Origin of the sequence: Nocardia gamkensis NBRC 108242, assembly GCF_001612985.1 — a bacterium.
GTDB lineage: Bacteria > Actinomycetota > Actinomycetes > Mycobacteriales > Mycobacteriaceae > Nocardia > Nocardia gamkensis.
Window position 1 is genome coordinate 39231 of the sequence record NZ_BDBM01000052.1, and the last position, 17570, is coordinate 56800.

Here is a 17570-nt window from a genome sequence, read left to right on the forward strand (position 1 = left end):
TCATGGCTATCGATCACGATTTAGCCCCGCCACCGTCCGTACCCGCACCGGCGGACCCGGGCCGCAGTTCCGGACCACTGTCCGACCGCTTCACCGAGATCCTCCGCCACGATGTACCCGCCTCGATCGTGGTTTTCCTTGTCGCGCTACCACTTTCGCTGGGCATCGCGATCGCCTCCGGAGCCCCCGTCGCCGCCGGGCTCATCGCCGCCGTGATCGGCGGTATCGTCGCAGGAACGCTCGGCGGGTCGGTCCTCCAGGTGAGCGGCCCCGCCGCGGGCCTCACCGTGGTCGTCGCCGAGACGATCAATCAATTCGGCTGGCGCACTACCTGTTTCATCGTCTTCGCAGCCGGTGTGTTGCAGATCCTGCTCGGGCTCAGCCGAGTGGCCAGAGCGGCGCTCGCCGTGGCGCCCGTGGTGGTGCACGCGATGCTCGCCGGTATCGGCATCACGATCGCGCTGCAGCAGATCCATGTGCTGCTCGGCGGTTCCTCGCACAGCTCGGCTTGGCGCAACATCACCGAGCTGCCCGGGCAGCTGTTGTCCCTGCACGGCGGCGGCACGCTGATCGGCGCGGTCGTGATCGCCATCATGCTCGGCTGGAAATACCTGCCCGCCAGGGTGCGCGCGGTGCCGGGCCCATTGGTCGCGGTGCTCGTGGGCACGGTGTTGTCGCTGGTGTTGCCGCTGAATGCCGAGCGCATCGTGCTCAACGGCTCGCTGTTCGACGCCATCGGCCTGCCCGCGCTGCCCAGCGGCGATTGGTCGGGTCTGGCTCTGGCCGTCCTCACCATCGCCCTGATCGCCAGCGTGGAGAGCCTGCTGTCCGCGGTGGCCGTGGACAAGATGCACTCGCGCAAGCGCACCGACTTCGATCGCGAGCTGATCGGCCAGGGTTCGGCGAACGTGCTGTCCGGCCTGCTCGGCGGACTGCCGGTCACCGGCGTGATCGTGCGGAGCGCCACCAACGTGCAGGCGGGAGCACACAGCCGCGCCTCCGCGATCCTGCACGGCGTCTGGCTGCTGGTGTTCTCCGTGGCGCTGGTATCCGTGGTGGAGCAGATCCCGAAAGCCGCGCTGGCCGGTCTGCTCATCGTGATCGGCACCCAGCTGGTCAAGCTGGCCCACATCAAACTGGCCCGGCGCACCGGTGACCTGCTGGTCTACGCCGTGACAGTGCTCGGTGTGGTGTTCCTGAACCTGCTCGAGGGCGTGCTGATCGGCCTCGGCCTGGCCTTCGGGCTGCTGCTGTGGCGGGTCGTCCGGGTGACGGTCAGGGCCGAGCAGGTCCCCGGTACGCAGCGCTGGCTGTTCGCCATCGACGGCTCGGCCACCTTCCTCGCACTGCCGAAGCTGTCGGCGCAGTTCGCGAAGATCCCCCCGGGAGCCGACGTCACGGTGGAGATGACCGTCGACTTCCTCGATCACGCGGCGTTCGAGGCCATCGAGGAGTTCGCCCGCCAGCAGGTGAACAGCGGAGGCAGCGTCGATTTCGTGGAGATCGGCGGAGCCAGGATGGCCCACGCAGGCGCGCAACCGCCCGCGCGGAGCTTCGCGCGCTCGGTCTGGGACGACATCCTCGGCCCCTGGCGACGCGACGAGCGGCACGAGAACCCGGTCGCGGCCGGCGTAGCGGCCTATCACCGCAGCCACGCGCACGTGGTCCGGCCGCACCTGGACGAGCTGCGCGACCAGCAGGACCCGGATTCGTTCTTCCTGACCTGCTCGGACTCGAGGATCGTGCCGAACGTCATCACCAACAGCGGACCGGGCGACCTGTTCACCGTGCGCAACGTGGGCAACCTCGCGCCCGCCGAGGGTGACGCGTCGGTCGAGGCGGCACTGGTGTTCGCGCTCGAGCAGTTGAACGTCCGCTCGATCGTGGTCTGCGGGCATTCCTCCTGCGGCGCGATGAAGGCGCTGCACACCGGCGCCGAGGTACCCGGTGTGGACGCCTGGCTCGCGCATGCCCGCCCGAGCCTGGAGCGATACCGCGCGGGCCATCCGGTTGCGGCCGCGGCGCAGGAGGCCGGTTTCGGCGAGGTCGATCAGCTGGCCATGGTGAACGTCGCGGTGCAGCTGGAGTTGCTGCACCGGCACCCGGCGGTGCGCAAGGCGATCGCCGAGCGTGGCGTCACGGTGTCGGGCCTGTTCTTCGACATCGCCAGTGCCCGGGTCGTCGAGGTGACCGAGAACGGTATCGCGCACATCGATGACGCGGGCCATCAGCACACTCCCGAACTCGTGTGATCGACGGGGATGGGTGATCCCGCCCGGGCGCGCCGCCCGGGCGGGATCGCTTTATCCGGACGGTCGAGAGCGAGATTCGGTCTGCCGGATTGCTCGTACCCTGGGAACGTGACCGCAGACCTGGAAACGAGCTCCGACGATCCGACCCGCTGGCGCGCCTTCCGCGCCGGCCTCGAACGACGGCCTAAGCTCTACCTCGTCTACCGGATCGTCGTCGCGGTCGTCGGTGTCGCCGTGCTCGCGGTCGGCGTGCTCGCGATCCCCTATCCCGGTCCCGGCTGGGCGATCGTGTTCGCCGGTCTCGGCATTCTCGCCACCGAATTCGCTTGGGCGCGTAACGCATTGGCCTGGTTACGGGACCGGTACCGGCAACTGATGGACTGGTATCGCAGGCAGGGCAGGCCCGTGCAGGCCGTCGGGGCGATCGGCACCGCCGCGTTGGTCGTGGCGACGCTGTGGATATTGGGAACCTTCGGGCTCGTGGGTAGTTGGATCGGAGTCGAATGGGAATGGCTGCGCAGCCCCCTGTAACGGTGACCACCGTTCCGGGGCGCGTGCTCACCGAACCGGAATGGCTGGCCGCGCGCATCGCGGAGATGGGCCATTCCTGGGGGACCACGTCGCCGCGCATCGCGGGCACGCTCTGGTGGTGCATGGTCGCCTCCGCTCTGGTGGAGCAGCTCGCGCGGGCCTACGCGGACGACCAGGACGCCCCCGTCCCCGCGCTGGACCGGCTGGAGTGCGAGGTGCGCCCGGACGGTGGCGTCGAGCGCGTACGCGTGCCTGCGCACGATGTTCCCTCCGTCAGCGGCGCTACGGCGCTGCGCGACACTCTCGGCGTCGTGATCCCGCCGGTCGCCGAGGTGTCCGGCGCGGGAGTCCCCGCGCTGTGGGCGATCGCCGCCGACGCGATCGGCAACCGCGCGCTCGACGCCGGTTCGCCGGAAGCGGGGGCGCGGCTGGCGGCCGACATCGCGGGCAAACTCCCGGTGCCGCGGTTCGTGGAGATCGGCGGACGCACCTTCGTCCGGCGCATCTCCTGCTGCCTGGTGTTCGAGGTGCCCGGTTGCCAGATGTGCACCAGCTGCCCGAAGCGGCCCGCAGCCGAACGGACCGCAATGCTCGCGGACCTGGCCGCCGAAAACTGAGCAGAGCAACCTGCGCGAGGCGCAAGTGGTTTCCCGCGCCACCCGACCGGTACGGCCAAAGGCCCGAAGCGGCAGGACAGCGGCGGGACAGTAGCATGGTCGCGCCGGACGAACTCGCGATCGGCCACCATCCAGCGGGCCCCGCCCGCACACGAGAACGCCAAGGAGAGCGCAGCCGTGACCACCTCAGCCCCCATCAGCCCAGTCACCCTCGTCCGGGTGCCGGGCGGGACGACGGCGGGCGCCGCGGTGCGCGAGGCGGGCCTGCCGACCAAGGGACCGGAGACCGTCGTGGTCGTCCGGGTGGACGGTGAGCTCAAGGACCTCTCCTGGACCCCGGCCGACGACGTGGACGTGGAGCCGGTCGCGGCGAACACCGCCGAGGGCCGCAACGTCATCCGGCACTCCGCCGCGCATGTGCTCGCCCAAGCCGTGCAGCAGGAGTTCCCCGAGGCCAAGCTGGGCATCGGTCCCTACATCAAGGACGGGTTCTACTACGACTTCCGTGTCGAACGGCCGTTCACCCCGGAGGATCTGGCCAAGCTGGAATCCCGGATGAAGAAGATCGTCAAAGGCGCGCAGCGGTTCTCCCGCCGGGTGGTCGAGATCGAGGACGCCAGGGTGGAACTGGCCGGGGAGCCGTTCAAACTGGAGCTGATCAGCGACAAGTCCGGCATCGACGATCCGGAGGTCATGGAGGTCGGCGGCAAAGAGCTGACCATCTACGACAACCTGGATCCGCGCACCGGCGAGCGGATCTGGGGCGACCTGTGCCGCGGCCCGCACATTCCGACCACGAAGTTCATCCCGGCCTTCAAGCTGACCCGCAGCTCGGCCGCCTACTGGCGCGGCGACCAGAGCCGCGAGGACCTGCAGCGCATCTACGGCACCGCGTGGGAATCGCAGGAGGCGCTCGACGAGCATCTGCACCTGCTCGCCGAGGCCGAGCGCCGCGACCACCGCAAGCTCGGCCTGGAGCTGGACCTGTTCAGCTTTCCCGACGAACTCGGCTCCGGCCTGCCGGTGTTCCACCCGAAGGGCGGGATCATCCGCAAGGAGCTGGAGGAGTACTCGCGCCGCAGGCATGTCGCGGCGGGCTACGAGTTCGTCAACACCCCGCACATCACCAAGGGCCACCTGTTCGAGGTCTCCGGCCACCTGGACTGGTACCGCGACGGCATGTTCCCGGCCATGCACCTGGACGCCGAGCTCAACGAGGACGGCACCGTCCGCAAGCCCGGCCAGGACTACTACGTCAAGCCGATGAACTGCCCGATGCACAACCTGATCTTCCGCGCCCGCGGCCGGTCGTACCGGGAGCTGCCGCTGCGCCTGTTCGAGTTCGGCTCGGTCTACCGCTACGAGAAGTCCGGCGTGGTGCACGGCCTGACCAGGGTGCGCGGCATGACGCAGGACGACGCGCACATCTACTGCACCAAAGAGCAGATGCACAGCGAACTGACCGACACGCTGCGGTTCGTGCTGGATCTGCTGAAGGACTACGGCCTCGACGACTTCTACCTCGAGCTGTCCACCAAGGACCCGAAGAAGTTCGTCGGTTCCGACGAGATCTGGGAGGAGGCCACCGAGACCTTGTCCAAGGTCGCCTCCGCCTCCGGCCTGGAGTTGGTGCCCGATCCGGGTGGCGCCGCCTTCTACGGCCCCAAGATCTCGGTGCAGGCCAAGGACGCGCTGGGCCGCACCTGGCAGATGTCGACCATCCAGCTGGACTTCAACCTGCCCGAGCGCTTCGACCTGGAATACACCGCCTCCGACGGCACCAAGCAGCGGCCGGTCATGATCCACCGCGCGCTGTTCGGCTCGATCGAGCGATTCTTCGGTGTGCTCACCGAGCACTACGCGGGCGCGTTCCCGGCTTGGCTCTCGCCGGTGCAGGTCGTCGGCATCCCGGTCGCCGAAACCTTTGCCCCGCATCTGGATCGGGTGATCGAACGGTTGCAGGACGAGGGCATCCGGGCACTGGTGGATCGCAGCGACGACCGGATGCAGAAGAAGATCTTCAACAACACCGCGCAGAAGGTGCCGTTCATGCTGCTGGCCGGTGAGCGCGACGTGACCGCGAACGCCGTGAGCTTCCGCTTCCGCGACGGCACCCAGGTCAACGGCGTACCGGTCGACGACGCGGTGGCCACCATCGTCGCGTGGATCGCCCACCGGGAGAACGCGTCGCCGACGGCCGAGGGTTTCGAGATCAAGGGCACGGCATGACCGAGCGGACGGTGCCGGACGGGCTCGCGGATCTGGACGGAACCGCGACCCCGGAGGAGCCGGGCAGCATCGTCGACAGCGGCGCGGGCGAACCGGATCGGCTGCTGCGGCTGTGGACGCCGTATCGCATGTCCTACATCGCGGAGGCGGCCACCGGACCCAAGGATTCGACCGGCCATCCCTTCACCGACATCCCGAAGATGTCCGATGAGGACGGCTTGGTCGTCGCGCGGGGTGAGCTGGTGTACGCCGTGCTCAACCTGTACCCGTACAACCCGGGGCACATGATGGTCGTGCCGTACCGCAAGGTGGCCAACCTGGAGGACCTCACCGACGCGGAGAGCGCCGAACTGATGGCCTTCACCCAGCAGGCGATCCGGGTGATGAAGAAGGTGTCCCGGCCGCACGGATTCAATGTCGGGCTGAATCTCGGCGGGGTGGCCGGTGGGTCGCTGGCCGATCACCTGCACCAGCACATCGTGCCGCGCTGGGGCGGAGACGCGAACTTCATCACCGTCATCGGCGGGGCGAAGGTGATGCCGCAACTGCTGCGGGAGACCAGGGCGCTGCTGTCGGCGGCCTGGAAGGAGGCCTAGAGATGAGCGACCGGGTGGATCGGCCGTGCTGAGCTTCTTCGGCCGCGAGACGTTCGCCAAGGCGACGGCTCCGCTGGGCCGGGCGCTGGTCGGCACGGGACTCACGCCCGATGCCGTGACGCTGATCGGCACCACCGCCTCCATCGTCGCCGCGGTCACGCTGTTCCCCACCGGACATCTGTTCTGGGGAACCATGGTGATCTGGTTGTTCGTCATGTTCGACATGCTCGACGGGGCGATGGCCCGGGCGCGCGGCGGCGGGACGAAATACGGCGCGGTGCTGGACGCCACCTGTGACCGGCTGGCCGACGGCGCCATCTTCGCCGGGCTGGCGTGGTGGGCGGTCTTCCACGAACAGCACAGGCCGCTGTTCGCCGCGACGCTGGTCGTTCTGGTGACCTCGCAGGTGATTTCCTATGCCAAGGCGCGCGCGGAGGCCAGCGGGCTGTCCGCGGACGGCGGCATCATCGAGCGGCCGGATCGGCTGATCATCGTGCTGGTGGGCGCCGGATTCACCGGCATCGCCGGCTACTGGGGGATCGAGTGGCTCACCTACGCCGTGCACGCGGCCATGTGGATTCTCGCCGTGCTCAGTATCGTCACCGTCGTTCAGCGGGTGCTGGCCGTGCGCAACTCGCCGGGGGCGCGCACCGTGATCCCGGCCGCGCGGCCGCAGAGCCCGAGCGCGGGAACCGCCGACACCTCGGGACTTCCGTCGTGATCTCACGCCGTGCGGGGCGCCGGCCGATCGACGGCGGCGTCCGGGTATTCGCGACGACGATGGACAGCGGACCTGCGGTGCGGGAGTGCGGATGACGATAGGGGAGCAGCTCGGCGCCGCCGGATACGCGGCGGGCTGGCGGCTGGTGCGCGCATTGCCGGAGTCGACTGCCCGGCGACTGTTCGAGTGGGGCGGGGACCGGGTCGCCCGCCGCGCCAATCGGGAGTTCCACGCGGGCGGCGCGCCGAACCAGTTGCGGCGCAACCTGGCGCGCGTGCTCGGCGTACTGCCCGCCGACGTGCCGGACGAGCTGATCAGCGCCAGCATGCGGTCGTACGCGCGATACTGGCGGGAAGCGTTCCGGCTGCCCGGGATGGACCATGCGGCGATCGACTACTTCGTCGCGGGGCTGCAATACCTCGACGCCGCACTCGCACAGGGCCGAGGCGTGATCTTCGTGCTGCCGCACTCCGGCAATTGGGACATGGCGGGCGTCTGGCTGGTGCAGCACTACGGCAGCCTTTCCACCGTGGCCGAGCGGTTGAAGCCGGAATCGCTGTTCGAGCGGTTCGTCGCCTACCGGGAGAGCCTCGGCTTCGAAGTCTTCCCGCTCACCGGTGGCGAGCAACCGCCGTTCGACCAGTTGGCGGCCCGCCTGCGGCAGAACAGGATCGTGTGCCTGTTGGGCGAACGCGACCTCACCGGCAAGGGCGTTCCGGTCCAGTTCTTCGGTGAGCGCACCTGGATGCCCGCGGGCTCGGCGAAACTGGCCATCGAGACCGGCGCGGCGCTGCTGCCGGTGCACGCGTGGTTCGAGGTCGAGGCCGACGGCCGCGAGAACTGGGGCCTGAAGGTCGAGGCGCCGGTGGACGTTTCCGGTGGCGTAGCCGCGGCCACGCAGGCGCTGGCGGATCGCTTCGCGGCGAATATCGCCGAGCATCCCGCGGACTGGCACATGCTGCAACCATTGTGGGAGAGCGATCTCTCGCTCCGGCGGCGCGCGATGATCGACACCGCACAGGCGAGCCTCGGGGCCGAGCAGGGAGACGTATCGCCATGAAGATCGGCATGGTCTGCCCCTATTCGTTCGACGTCCCCGGTGGGGTGCAGGCACATGTAGTCGAGCTGGCGCGGGTGTTCATCGAGCGGGGGCACAAGGTGAGCGTGCTCGCGCCCGCGTCGGAGGACACTCCGCTTCCGGAGTTCGTGGTGTCGGCGGGCCGGGCGGTGGCCATCCCGTACAACGGGTCGGTGGCCAGGCTGTCGTTCGGGCCCATGGCCTACACCAGGATTCGCCGGTGGATCGACGGCAACGACTTCGACGTCCTGCACATCCACGAACCGAACGCGCCGAGCCTGTCCATGCTCGCGTTGAAGATCGCCGAGGGGCCGATCGTCGCGACCTTCCACACCTCGACGACGAAGTCCTTGGTGCTGAGCACTTTCCAGGGTGTGCTGCGGCCGTATCACGAGAAGATCTCCGGCCGTATCGCGGTCTCCGAGCTGGCGCGCCGCTGGCAGGTCGAGGCGCTGGGCTCGGACGCGGTGGAGATCCCCAACGGGGTCGACGTCCCGGCGTTCGCCCGCGCGCCGATGCTGCCCGGCTATCCGCGCTCCGGCGGCACGGTGCTGTTCCTGGGACGCTACGACGAGCCACGTAAGGGCATGGATGTACTGCTCGGCGCGCTGCCCGATCTGGTGCGCAGGCATCCCGACGTCGAGATCCTGATCGTCGGCCGCGGCGACGAGGACCGGTTGCGCCGCGAAGCGGGCAAGCTGGCAGGCCACCTGCGCTTCCTCGGCCAGGTGTCCGACGAGGAGAAGGCTTCGGCGATGCGCAGCGCGGACGTGTACGTGGCGCCCAACCTGGGCGGGGAGAGCTTCGGCATCATCCTCATCGAGGCGATGGCGGCGGGCACCGCGGTGGTGGCCAGTGAGCTGGACGCCTTCCGCCGGGTACTGCGGGACGGTACGGCGGGCATGCTGGTCCCGATCGGGGATTCGGCGGCCCTGGCCGCCGCGCTGCACACCGTGCTCACCGACGAGGTGCGCAGAGAGGCCCTGGTTCGCACCGCGACGCAGGTGGTCGGCGAGTACGACTGGCCGGTGGTGGCCGAACAGATACTGCGCGTCTACGAGACGGTGACCGTCGGCGACACCCGGGTGCGGGCCGCCGGATGATCACGTTCTCCGCCACGACCGTTCTCGTCCTCGCGCTGATCGCGGCGATCGTCGTCGCGATCGGTCTGTGGGCGTACTCCACCGCCAACCGGCTCGACCGGCTGCACGTGCGCTCCGACCAGTCCTGGCAGGCGCTGGACGCGGCGCTGGCCCGGCGGGCTGTGGTGGCCCGGTCGGTCGCCATGGCGATCGCGGGTCCGGTGTCCGATCCGGCCATGGCGGAGCAGGCCAGACAACTCTCGGCCCTGGCCGACCGGGCCGAGCGCGCCGGGCGCGCCGAACGGGAGACGGTGGAGAACCGGCTGTCCTCCGCGTTGTCGGCGGTGGACATCGGCACGCTGCGCCCGCAACTGGTCGCCGAACTGGCCGACGCCGAGGCCCGGGTGCTGATCGCCCGCCGCTTCCACAACGACGCCGTGCGCGACACGCTGGCGCTGCGCACCCGCCGTCCGGTCCGGATCCTGCACCTCGGCGGTACCGCTCCGCTGCCTTCCTACTTCGAGATCACCGAGCGCGCCACTCCCGCGGCGTCCACCGGCCTGGCGGTCGACACCATCCGCACCACGGCGCGGGTCGTGCTGTTCGACGAGAACGACCGGACGTTGCTGATGCGCGGCAACGACCCGAAGACGCCGGAGGTGTCGTTCTGGTTCACCGTCGGCGGCGGCGTGGACCCGGGGGAGAGCCTGCGCGCGGCGGCCGTGCGGGAACTGTACGAGGAGACCGGCTACCGCGCGGATCCGGCCGACCTGCGCGGCCCGATCTGGCGGCGGGTCGCGGTGTTCCCCTTCGACGGTGAGCTGATCCGGTCGGAGGAACTGTTCTTCGCGCTGCGGGCGCGTGGATTCGAACCGCACGCGGCGAATCGGACTCTGATCGAACGTCGCTCGATCACCGGGCACAAATGGTGCACCGCGGCCGATATCGTCGCGCTGGACCGCTCCGGCGAAACCGTCTATCCGTACCACCTGGACGAATTGCTGGGCGAAGCCGCCGAGGCGGCATCGGGCACTGCCGACCCGGAGGTCCGCTCCATCCGCTGACCGCCCCGAACGCATGTGATGTGTTTCACGATCGTGATAGCGTCGCGATGATTCGGCGCGCCGGAGGGTACTGCTGTCAGGGACGCATGTCAGTTCGGTGTCGTGGTCCTGCCGTCGGCGGGGCCGTTCCAGCTCGGTTGTGGAGGTAGTTCGTTCATGTCGTACCTGCTGTTCGATTTCCTGTTGCCGCTGATCGGCCCCGCGGCCGCGGAGTACTGGGCGACGTTGCTGGTGGTCGGCCCGCTGTGAGCCGGCGCCCGGCAACGGCCGGGCAGCCGGGATGGCGCGCTCGCCGAGCCCTCCCGGCCCAGGGCGCATAACCGAGATCACACCAGGCCAGTGCCCTCCAACTGGCTATCAAGTGGCCTTCTGCCACCGGCTTAGAATCGTGGCGTTCGCATCCGAGCGACCGATTGGCGCACATGCTGGAGGAATTAGCCGTGACCACCCCTGAGACCACCCAGACCGTCGGCACCGCCCGCGTGAAGCGCGGCATGGCCGAGATGCTCAAGGGCGGGGTGATCATGGATGTCGTCACACCGGAGCAGGCCAAGATCGCCGAGGACGCAGGCGCGGTCGCGGTGATGGCGCTGGAGCGAGTGCCCGCGGACATTCGTGCCCAGGGCGGCGTGTCCCGGATGAGCGACCCGGACATGATCGACGGCATCATTTCCGCGGTCTCCATTCCGGTCATGGCGAAGGCCCGTATCGGCCACTTCGTGGAGGCACAGATCCTGCAGAGCCTCGGCGTCGACTACATCGATGAGTCCGAGGTGCTCACCCCGGCCGACTACGCCAACCACATCGACAAGTGGAACTTCACCGTGCCGTTCGTCTGTGGCGCCACCAACCTCGGCGAGGCTCTGCGCCGAATCACCGAGGGCGCGGCCATGATTCGCTCCAAGGGCGAGGCGGGCACCGGTGACGTGTCCAACGCGACCACGCACATGCGCGAGATCCGGCAGGAGATCCGCCGCCTGTCGTCGCTGCCCGAGGACGAGTTGTTCGTCGCGGCCAAGGAGCTGCAGGCGCCCTACGAGCTGGTCCGTGAGATCGCCGAGACCGGGAAGCTGCCGGTCGTGCTGTTCACCGCGGGCGGCATCGCCACTCCCGCCGACGCCGCGATGATGATGCAGCTCGGCGCCGAGGGCGTGTTCGTGGGTTCGGGCATCTTCAAATCCGGCAACCCGGCCCAGCGTGCCGCCGCCATCGTCAAAGCCACCACCTTCTACGACGACCCGGATGTGCTGGCCAAGGTGTCGCGCGGTCTCGGTGAGGCCATGGTGGGCATCAACGTCGAGGACATCGCCCAGCCGCACCGCTTGGCCGAGCGCGGCTGGTGATCCCGGGCCGGTAGCGTCTGCCGCGTGGAGTTGCGGCAGTTGCGGTACTTCGTGGTCCTGGCGGAGGAGTTGCACTTCCGCCGGGCCGCGGAGCGATTGTTCATCTCGACGCCCACGCTCAGCCAGCAGATCAAGGTGCTGGAGCGGGAGCTGGGCGGCCCACTGCTGATCCGTGCGCCGCGGGTGGAACTGACACCCGCGGGCGCGGTGCTGCTGCGCTCCGGCAAGACCGTGCTGCGCGCGATGGACGAAGCGGTCAGGCAGACCAGGCGCGCTGCCGTCTCCGGCGCCCCGGTGCTGCGCCTCGGGCTGCTCAACGGCGTTCCACCCTGGCTGCCGACGCGCATCGGGAGTCTGCTCACCGCCGCGTTGCCCGGCGCCCGGATGGTGCTCACCGGCGGGACCACCGCCGATCAGGTGCGTTTCCTCGATGACGACGAGGTCGACCTCGCGCTCGTCCGCACCCCGGTAGACCTGCCCGAACGCTTCGCGCAACGGGCCGTGGCCCGCGAGGAACTCGGCGTGCTGATGTCGCAGCGGCATCCGCTCGCCGGCGAGGCACTGCTCGATCCGGTCGAGCTCAGCGGCCAGGAGCTGATCTTGTTCGCGCGCGAATCCGCCGCGGGCTTGCACGATGCGCTGTTGCGCGCGCTCGCCGACCACGGCGCGCGGGTGCGGCTCAGTGCCAGCGCGATGGGGCACGCGCAGATGCTCGCCGTGCTGCCCGCCCGGCCCGACGTGATCGGGCTCAGCTCCTCGCGCGCGGACGGACTGCCCGGTCTGGTCTGGCGGCCGCTCCGTGGCGCGCCCCTGGTGGTGACTTACGCGGTCGCCTGGCGCGCGGCGGTGCGTGACCCGGCCGTCGCGGCTCTGATCGCCGCCCTCACCGCCGACCTGTCGGCGGAATGAGCCGCGCGGACCGCTTCCGGTGCTAGGTTCAACTCTTACGGCCGCCAGAAGGTCGTCTCATGGTTCCCACAATCACGCTCAGTAGCTTCGCCATTCGATGGCCGTCCAAGGCCATTTCGCGCCCTCTCACCGGATCGATCCGAGCGCAAAGGACGAACAGTTGAAGCTTCCCAAGACCGGACGCACCGCAGTAGCGGGTTTGGCCCTCGTGGCCGCCCTCGGCCTCGCCGCCTGCGGCAGTGACGACACGAGCGACTCACCCAAGTCGACCCGCACCACAGCGGCCGCCTCGGCGACCGTAACCACCCCCGCCGCGCCCACCGTCGACGAACTCAACGCCCTGTTGCAGAAGGCCCTCGATCCCGCGGTGCCGAACGAGGACAAACTCGATCTCGTGCAGGGCATCGAAGCCGACCCCGGCCTGCCCAACCGCCTGGCCGAGGCGTTCCGGCAGGCGAACGCCACGGCGGTGGTCACCGGAGTGACCGCCTTCGGTGACAGCGTGACCGCACAGGCGAAGTTCACCATCAACGGGCAGGAAAACCAGGTCGACGTCCCGTTCGTGCTGGACGGCGGCAAGTGGAAGGTCCAGAAGACGTGGGCGTGCCAGGCACTGGCCAATCTGAACCAGCAATCACCGGCCTGCACCCCCTGAGAGCCGGCCGGGCGCACGGGGCGGTGCAGTGCGTCGCCCTGTGCGGTCCCGGAACGGTCCTCGGCCTGCGGCGTTAGTCTCCGGCTAAAGCGTATTCGATAGCGCGACATGGACACTCGACCGCGACGATGGTCGGCTGGAGCCATGACAGCAAGCAGCACAACACCCGAACGTGTCGTCATCGTGGGCGGCAGCTCCGGCATGGGACTGGCGCTGGCGGCCGCGCTGGTCGCCGAGGGCGCGGAGGTCACCATCGCGGGCCGTTCCGCCGAACGGCTTGCCGCGGCGCAACGCGGCCTGCCCGCGGGGCCGGGCTCGGTGCGCTCGGTCGTCGCGGATATCACCCGCGAAGCCGATCTCGAGCGCCTGTTCGACGAATCGGAGCCGGTCGATCATGTCGTCACCACCGCGGCCGACATCACCGGCGCCTATCAGCCGCTGGCCGAGTTCGACGCCGGCCAGGCCCGGAATCTGTTCTCGTCCAAGCTGATCGGCCCCGCTCTGCTGGCCAAGCACGCCCGGGTGGTCCCGGGCGGTTCGGTGACCTTCACCTCCGGCGTGGCGGCCTATCGGCCCGCGCCGGGCGGCGCCATGGTGGCGGCGGTCAACGGCGCGCTCGCCTCACTGGCCTACGCCTTGGCCCTCGAACTCGGCCCGGTCCGCGTCAACGTGGTCTCACCAGGGTGGGTCGACACCCCGATCTGGGACACCATCGCGGGGCCCGCGAAGACCGAACGTCACCGGCAGCTCGCCGCGCGCCTGCCGGTCGGGCGCATCGGCCGTCCGTCCGATATCGCACAGGCGATGCTCGGTGTGATGCGCAATCCCTTCATCACCGGCACCGTCCTGCACGTGGACGGCGGGCACCGGTTGGTGTGAGTGGTGAGGGAGCGTTGGGCAAGTCCGGCCGTGCGACGGGATCGAGTCCGATCGTCATCACGAAACGTTGATCGGGCGAGCGCGCCGACATGAGGTCGGGGGACGTGGACCAGTGCACCGTCGAGAAGGGGACACATATGGATACGTTGTTATGCGCATCTGATTATTAGTTCCGGACGCTACCCAGCAGTCCGATATCGGCAGAGAAGGAGGCTAATTCGCCCGGTGCTCGTCGACTCGAAGCGCCGGACGCTCGGGATGATCCCACCGCACGAAGAAGGTTGGCGTGTAGGGGTTCTCGGCGTCGTGCCGCAGCAGAGCGGGGATGGTCCACTGCGCGTCGGCCGCGGTGCGGCGGCGGAGCGCGGGTTCGGACAGGTCCAGCCGGAGGCTCAGGTCGGCGTCGAGGTGGCGTCCGGCGAGCATCGGGCCCGCGAGGACGATCGTCGTCGCCGGCGGCGCCGTGCGGATCGCGGCGCGCGCGGAGCGGTCGGCGGCTTCGTCCCAGAGCGAGGGCAGCCACCGGCCGTGCCGGCGGAGCGCGTCGATCACTTCCCGGCGCAGCGCGGCGTAGTCGAACCACGCGGTGCGATAGGACATCTCGTCGGTGCGGCCGAACTCCATGCGCAGTGAGGCGGGACGTACGTAGTCGTGCAGGGAGACCACGTCGGCCGACCGGCCCGCCTCGCGCAGCGCCTCGACGATCCGCCGGGCGAGCGCCACCGGCTGGGCGGCGTCCGCGCCGTCGACCGCGATCACGGTGTGCGAGGCCGCGGTCAGGACGGGTTCGATCACCTGCTCGACGAGTCCGTCCGGAGTGATGGGCAGAAAGCGGGGCACCCGTCCATCTCAGCAAATCGCGACGGCCGGAGCAGGCGTGGGCGTTGCCGGACGTTCACCGGCAGCCGAGCGGCGACATCGTGAGCGGCCGGGATAATCTCTGCCCATGGCGACAATCGAAGAGGCGCTGGAGATAGAGCGGCTGGAGCGGGACATCTTCCGTGGCGCGTCCACCAAGACCCAGCTTCCGCGCACGTTCGGCGGCCAGGTTGCCGGCCAGGCGCTCGTGTCCGCGGTCCGGACGGTGGAACCGCGATTCCAAGTGCACTCGCTGCACGGCTACTTCCTGCGTCCGGGCAATCCGCAGGAACCCACGGTCTACCAGGTCGAGCGCATCCGGGACGGCCGGTCGTTCTGCACGCGGCGGGTGACCGGCATCCAGGACGGCGCGGCGATCTTCACCATGTCGGCGTCGTTCCATGTCGGTGACCAGGGCCCCGAGCATCAGGACGTCATGCCCGGCGTTCCGATGCCGGAGGATCTGCCCGACGCCAGCACCACGATGAGTCCGGAACGATTGTGGGCGATGCGCGAGTGGGAACACTGGGACATCCGCATGGTCCCGCCGGAGAACGTGTCCCGCCGCGACGGCGTGGTCTCCCAGCAACAGGTGTGGTTCCGCTACCGGCACCTGCTACCGGACGATCCGCTGGTGCACGTGTGCACCCTCGCCTACATGAGCGATATGACGCTGCTGGGTTCTTCGAAGGTCGTCCATCCCGACGAGCCGACCCAGAACGCCTCGCTCGATCACGCGATGTGGTTCCTGCGCCCGTTCCGGGCCGACGAATGGCTGCTCTACGACCAGTCCTCGCCGTCGGCGGCTTTCGGCCGGGGCCTGACCGGCGGCAAGATCTTCACCCGGGAGGGCACGCTGGTCGCGGCCGTGGTTCAGGAAGGCCTGATCCGCACGCTGCGCGAAGAGTGATCCGGGCGGTTGCGGCGATGCGCGTGTGGCAGCCGACCGTGAGCGCGCCCACATCGGCACGGCTCGTAAGCTTTCCGGCGTGAACGCTACCTCGGTCACCGCCCCCGCCGCCGACACCGGACAGACGCCGTCCCGTCCCGTGATCGGCGTGCTCGCGTTGCAAGGCGACGTCCGGGAGCACGTCGCCGCGCTCGCCAGCTGCGGCGCCGAGCCCGTGCTGGTCCGGCGCGAGTCGGAGCTCGCGGCGGTGGACGCGCTCGTGCTGCCCGGCGGCGAGTCGACCGCGATCAGCAAGCTGCTGGCGGCCTTCGAACTGCTGGAGCCGCTGCGCGCGCGGCTGCGCGACGGCCTGCCCGCGTTCGGTTCCTGCGCGGGCATGATCCTGCTCGCCTCGGAGGTGCTCGACACCCGCCCGGATGCCGAGCATCTGTCCGGCATCGATATGACGGTGCGGCGCAACGCGTTCGGCCGTCAGGTCGACTCGTTCGAAACCGATCTGCCGTTCGCGGGCCTGCCCGGTGGCCCCGTGCGAGCGGTGTTCATCCGAGCGCCCTGGGTCGAGCGGGCAGGCGAGGGCGTCGAGGTACTTGCCACCGTGCCGGACGGTCCCGCCGCAGGCCGGATCGTCGCGGTGCGGCAGGGAAATGTCCTGGCGACCTCGTTCCATCCCGAGGTGACCGGCGATCTGCGGGTGCACCGGATGTTCGTGGAGATGGTCCGCTCGGCTTGACGGGCGGGCTCGGACGGAACCCGCGAAGACGAGCGGGTGCCAAGCCGGGGCCGCTTTGCAGGGCCGTAGTGGACGCCCGAGTAGGCTGGGGAAGCTGTCCGCCCGGCCGTGCCGGTACCGTACACACGACCGAACGTGCCATCGACCTGAAGGAAGTAGGGAATGAGCGGCCACTCCAAATGGGCCACCACCAAGCACAAGAAGGCTGCGATCGACGCGAAGCGCGGCAAGCTGTTCGCGAAGTTGATCAAGAACATCGAGGTGGCGGCCCGTACCGGTGGCGGTGACCCGGATGGCAACCCGACGCTGTTCGACGCCATCCAGAAGGCGAAGAAGTCGTCGGTCCCCAACGACAACATCGAGCGCGCCCGCAAGCGCGGCGGCGGCGAGGAAGCCGGCGGCGCCGACTGGCAGACGATCATGTACGAGGGCTACGGACCCAACGGCGTCGCCGTGCTGATCGAGTGCCTCACCGACAACCGCAACCGGGCGGCGGGCGAGGTCCGGGTCGCGATGACGCGCAACGGCGGCAACATGGCCGACCCGGGTTCGGTGGCCTACCTCTTCCATCGCAAGGGCGTCGTCACCCTGGAGAAGAACGGCCTGTCCGAGGACGACGTGTTGATGGCGGTGCTGGACGCGGGCGCCGAGGAAGTCAACGACCTCGGTGAGTCGTTCGAGATCATCAGCGAGCCGGGCGATCTGATCGCGGTGCGCACCGCGCTGCAGGGCGCCGGTATCGACTACGACTCCGCCGAGTCCGGTTTCCAGCCCTCGGTGTCGGTTGCGGTGGACGCCGACGGCGCGCGCAAGGTGATCAAACTCGTGGACGCCCTCGAGGACAGCGACGACGTGCAGAACGTCTACACCAACGTCGACATCTCGGACGAGGTGCTCGCTCAGCTCGACGACTGAATCGAGCTACCGCGGGTAATACTGCGCGAAATCGGGGCGGCCGGTCTCCTGACGGCCGCCCCGAAGCACGTCCGGACAGTCCGCCCCTTCGCGGTCGATGTGCGGCACTCGGGTGATCTCCCCGAGTTCGCCGACGTCATGTGCCGCGCCCTGGTCGCCAGCACTGCGCGAGCCGGAGTCCGGTACATCCGGGTGCGCGCC

18 protein-coding genes are annotated in these 17570 nt (G+C 69.3%); 16 read left to right on the plus strand and 2 right to left on the minus strand.

Features of this window, described 5'->3' with window-relative positions; genetic code table 11:
* Positions 1-2 precede the first annotated feature (2 nt).
* The 13 genes from NG1_RS29065 to NG1_RS29125 all read left to right on the plus strand — a co-directional run bounded on the left by NG1_RS29065 (position 3) and on the right by NG1_RS29125 (position 13956).
* On the plus strand, positions 3-2252 hold the full coding sequence (locus NG1_RS29065) for a solute carrier family 23 protein (RefSeq protein ID WP_062976095.1): 2250 nt from the start codon (positions 3-5) through the stop codon (positions 2250-2252).
* A 108-nt stretch (positions 2253-2360) separates the two neighbouring features.
* Complete coding sequence (locus tag NG1_RS29070) at positions 2361-2783, plus strand: TIGR02611 family protein (protein WP_062976097.1); 423 nt, start codon at positions 2361-2363, stop codon at positions 2781-2783.
* Positions 2784-2785: 2 nt separating this feature from the next.
* Positions 2786-3400 (plus strand): (2Fe-2S)-binding protein, encoded by a 615-nt coding sequence (locus NG1_RS29075; RefSeq protein ID WP_245660112.1) that lies wholly within the window; start codon positions 2786-2788, stop codon positions 3398-3400.
* Positions 3401-3577: 177 nt separating this feature from the next.
* The gene (thrS, locus tag NG1_RS29080) at positions 3578-5629 is read left to right on the plus strand and encodes a threonine--tRNA ligase (protein WP_062976101.1); all 2052 of its coding nucleotides are present in this window, start codon (positions 3578-3580) and stop codon (positions 5627-5629) included.
* Positions 5626-6225, plus strand: coding sequence for an ATP adenylyltransferase (locus NG1_RS29085; protein WP_062976104.1), 600 nt, complete (start codon positions 5626-5628; stop codon positions 6223-6225). The genes thrS and NG1_RS29085 overlap by 4 nt, the downstream gene beginning before the upstream one ends.
* 25 nt (positions 6226-6250) lie before the next feature.
* Complete coding sequence (gene pgsA / locus NG1_RS29090) at positions 6251-6946, plus strand: phosphatidylinositol phosphate synthase (RefSeq protein ID WP_062976106.1); 696 nt, start codon at positions 6251-6253, stop codon at positions 6944-6946.
* A 91-nt stretch (positions 6947-7037) separates the two neighbouring features.
* Positions 7038-8006, plus strand: coding sequence for a phosphatidylinositol mannoside acyltransferase (locus NG1_RS29095; RefSeq protein WP_062976108.1), 969 nt, complete (start codon positions 7038-7040; stop codon positions 8004-8006).
* On the plus strand, positions 8003-9127 hold the full coding sequence (locus NG1_RS29100) for a glycosyltransferase family 4 protein (protein ID WP_062976110.1): 1125 nt from the start codon (positions 8003-8005) through the stop codon (positions 9125-9127). The genes NG1_RS29095 and NG1_RS29100 overlap by 4 nt, the downstream gene beginning before the upstream one ends.
* On the plus strand, positions 9127-10170 hold the full coding sequence (locus NG1_RS29105) for an NUDIX hydrolase (protein WP_062976138.1): 1044 nt from the start codon (positions 9127-9129) through the stop codon (positions 10168-10170). The genes NG1_RS29100 and NG1_RS29105 overlap by 1 nt, the downstream gene beginning before the upstream one ends.
* A 422-nt stretch (positions 10171-10592) precedes the next feature.
* On the plus strand, positions 10593-11513 hold the full coding sequence (pdxS, locus tag NG1_RS29110) for a pyridoxal 5'-phosphate synthase lyase subunit PdxS (protein ID WP_062976112.1): 921 nt from the start codon (positions 10593-10595) through the stop codon (positions 11511-11513).
* Between the two features lie 24 nt (positions 11514-11537).
* Entirely contained in the window at positions 11538-12422 is an 885-nt protein-coding gene (locus tag NG1_RS29115; RefSeq protein WP_062976114.1) for a LysR family transcriptional regulator, read from the plus strand.
* Positions 12423-12582: 160 nt separating this feature from the next.
* Entirely contained in the window at positions 12583-13077 is a 495-nt protein-coding gene (locus NG1_RS29120; RefSeq protein WP_062976116.1) for a WKL family lipoprotein, read from the plus strand.
* Between the two features lie 144 nt (positions 13078-13221).
* Positions 13222-13956, plus strand: a complete 735-nt coding sequence (locus NG1_RS29125) for an SDR family oxidoreductase (protein ID WP_062976118.1) — start codon at positions 13222-13224, stop codon at positions 13954-13956.
* A 213-nt stretch (positions 13957-14169) separates the two neighbouring features.
* Here NG1_RS29125 and NG1_RS29130 read toward each other — a convergent pair whose 3' ends face one another.
* Entirely contained in the window at positions 14170-14796 is a 627-nt protein-coding gene (locus NG1_RS29130; protein WP_062976120.1) for a nucleoside/nucleotide kinase family protein, read from the minus strand.
* 106 nt (positions 14797-14902) lie between these two features.
* On the opposite strand from NG1_RS29130, the gene NG1_RS29135 reads away from it, so the two are divergent.
* From NG1_RS29135 to NG1_RS29145, 3 genes are all read left to right on the plus strand, one after another.
* On the plus strand, positions 14903-15724 hold the full coding sequence (locus NG1_RS29135; RefSeq protein WP_062976122.1) for an acyl-CoA thioesterase: 822 nt from the start codon (positions 14903-14905) through the stop codon (positions 15722-15724).
* Positions 15725-15803: 79 nt separating this feature from the next.
* Positions 15804-16454 (plus strand): pyridoxal 5'-phosphate synthase glutaminase subunit PdxT, encoded by a 651-nt coding sequence (gene pdxT / locus NG1_RS29140; protein ID WP_062976124.1) that lies wholly within the window; start codon positions 15804-15806, stop codon positions 16452-16454.
* Positions 16455-16616: 162 nt separating this feature from the next.
* Positions 16617-17369, plus strand: a complete 753-nt coding sequence (locus NG1_RS29145; protein ID WP_062976126.1) for a YebC/PmpR family DNA-binding transcriptional regulator — start codon at positions 16617-16619, stop codon at positions 17367-17369.
* A 6-nt stretch (positions 17370-17375) separates the two neighbouring features.
* Here NG1_RS29145 and NG1_RS37920 read toward each other — a convergent pair.
* On the minus strand, positions 17376-17570 hold a 195-nt coding region (locus tag NG1_RS37920), incomplete at its 5' end, for a hypothetical protein (protein WP_218019012.1).

Excerpts from the sequence above, each read along its gene's own strand:
- pdxS (WP_062976112.1), top strand. The coding sequence starts at position 10,593 with ATGCTGGAGGAATTAGCCGTGACCACCCCTGAGACCACCCAGACCGTC.
- NG1_RS29125 (WP_062976118.1), top strand. The coding sequence starts at position 13,222 with ATGACAGCAAGCAGCACAACACCCGAACGTGTCGTCATCGTGGGCGGC.
- NG1_RS29085 (WP_062976104.1), top strand. The coding sequence starts at position 5,626 with ATGACCGAGCGGACGGTGCCGGACGGGCTCGCGGATCTGGACGGAACC.
- NG1_RS29065 (WP_062976095.1), top strand. The coding sequence starts at position 3 with ATGGCTATCGATCACGATTTAGCCCCGCCACCGTCCGTACCCGCACCG.
- NG1_RS29135 (WP_062976122.1), top strand. The coding sequence starts at position 14,903 with ATGGCGACAATCGAAGAGGCGCTGGAGATAGAGCGGCTGGAGCGGGAC.
- NG1_RS29145 (WP_062976126.1), top strand. The coding sequence starts at position 16,617 with ATGAGCGGCCACTCCAAATGGGCCACCACCAAGCACAAGAAGGCTGCG.
- NG1_RS29100 (WP_062976110.1), top strand. The coding sequence starts at position 8,003 with ATGAAGATCGGCATGGTCTGCCCCTATTCGTTCGACGTCCCCGGTGGG.
- NG1_RS29095 (WP_062976108.1), top strand. The coding sequence starts at position 7,038 with ATGACGATAGGGGAGCAGCTCGGCGCCGCCGGATACGCGGCGGGCTGG.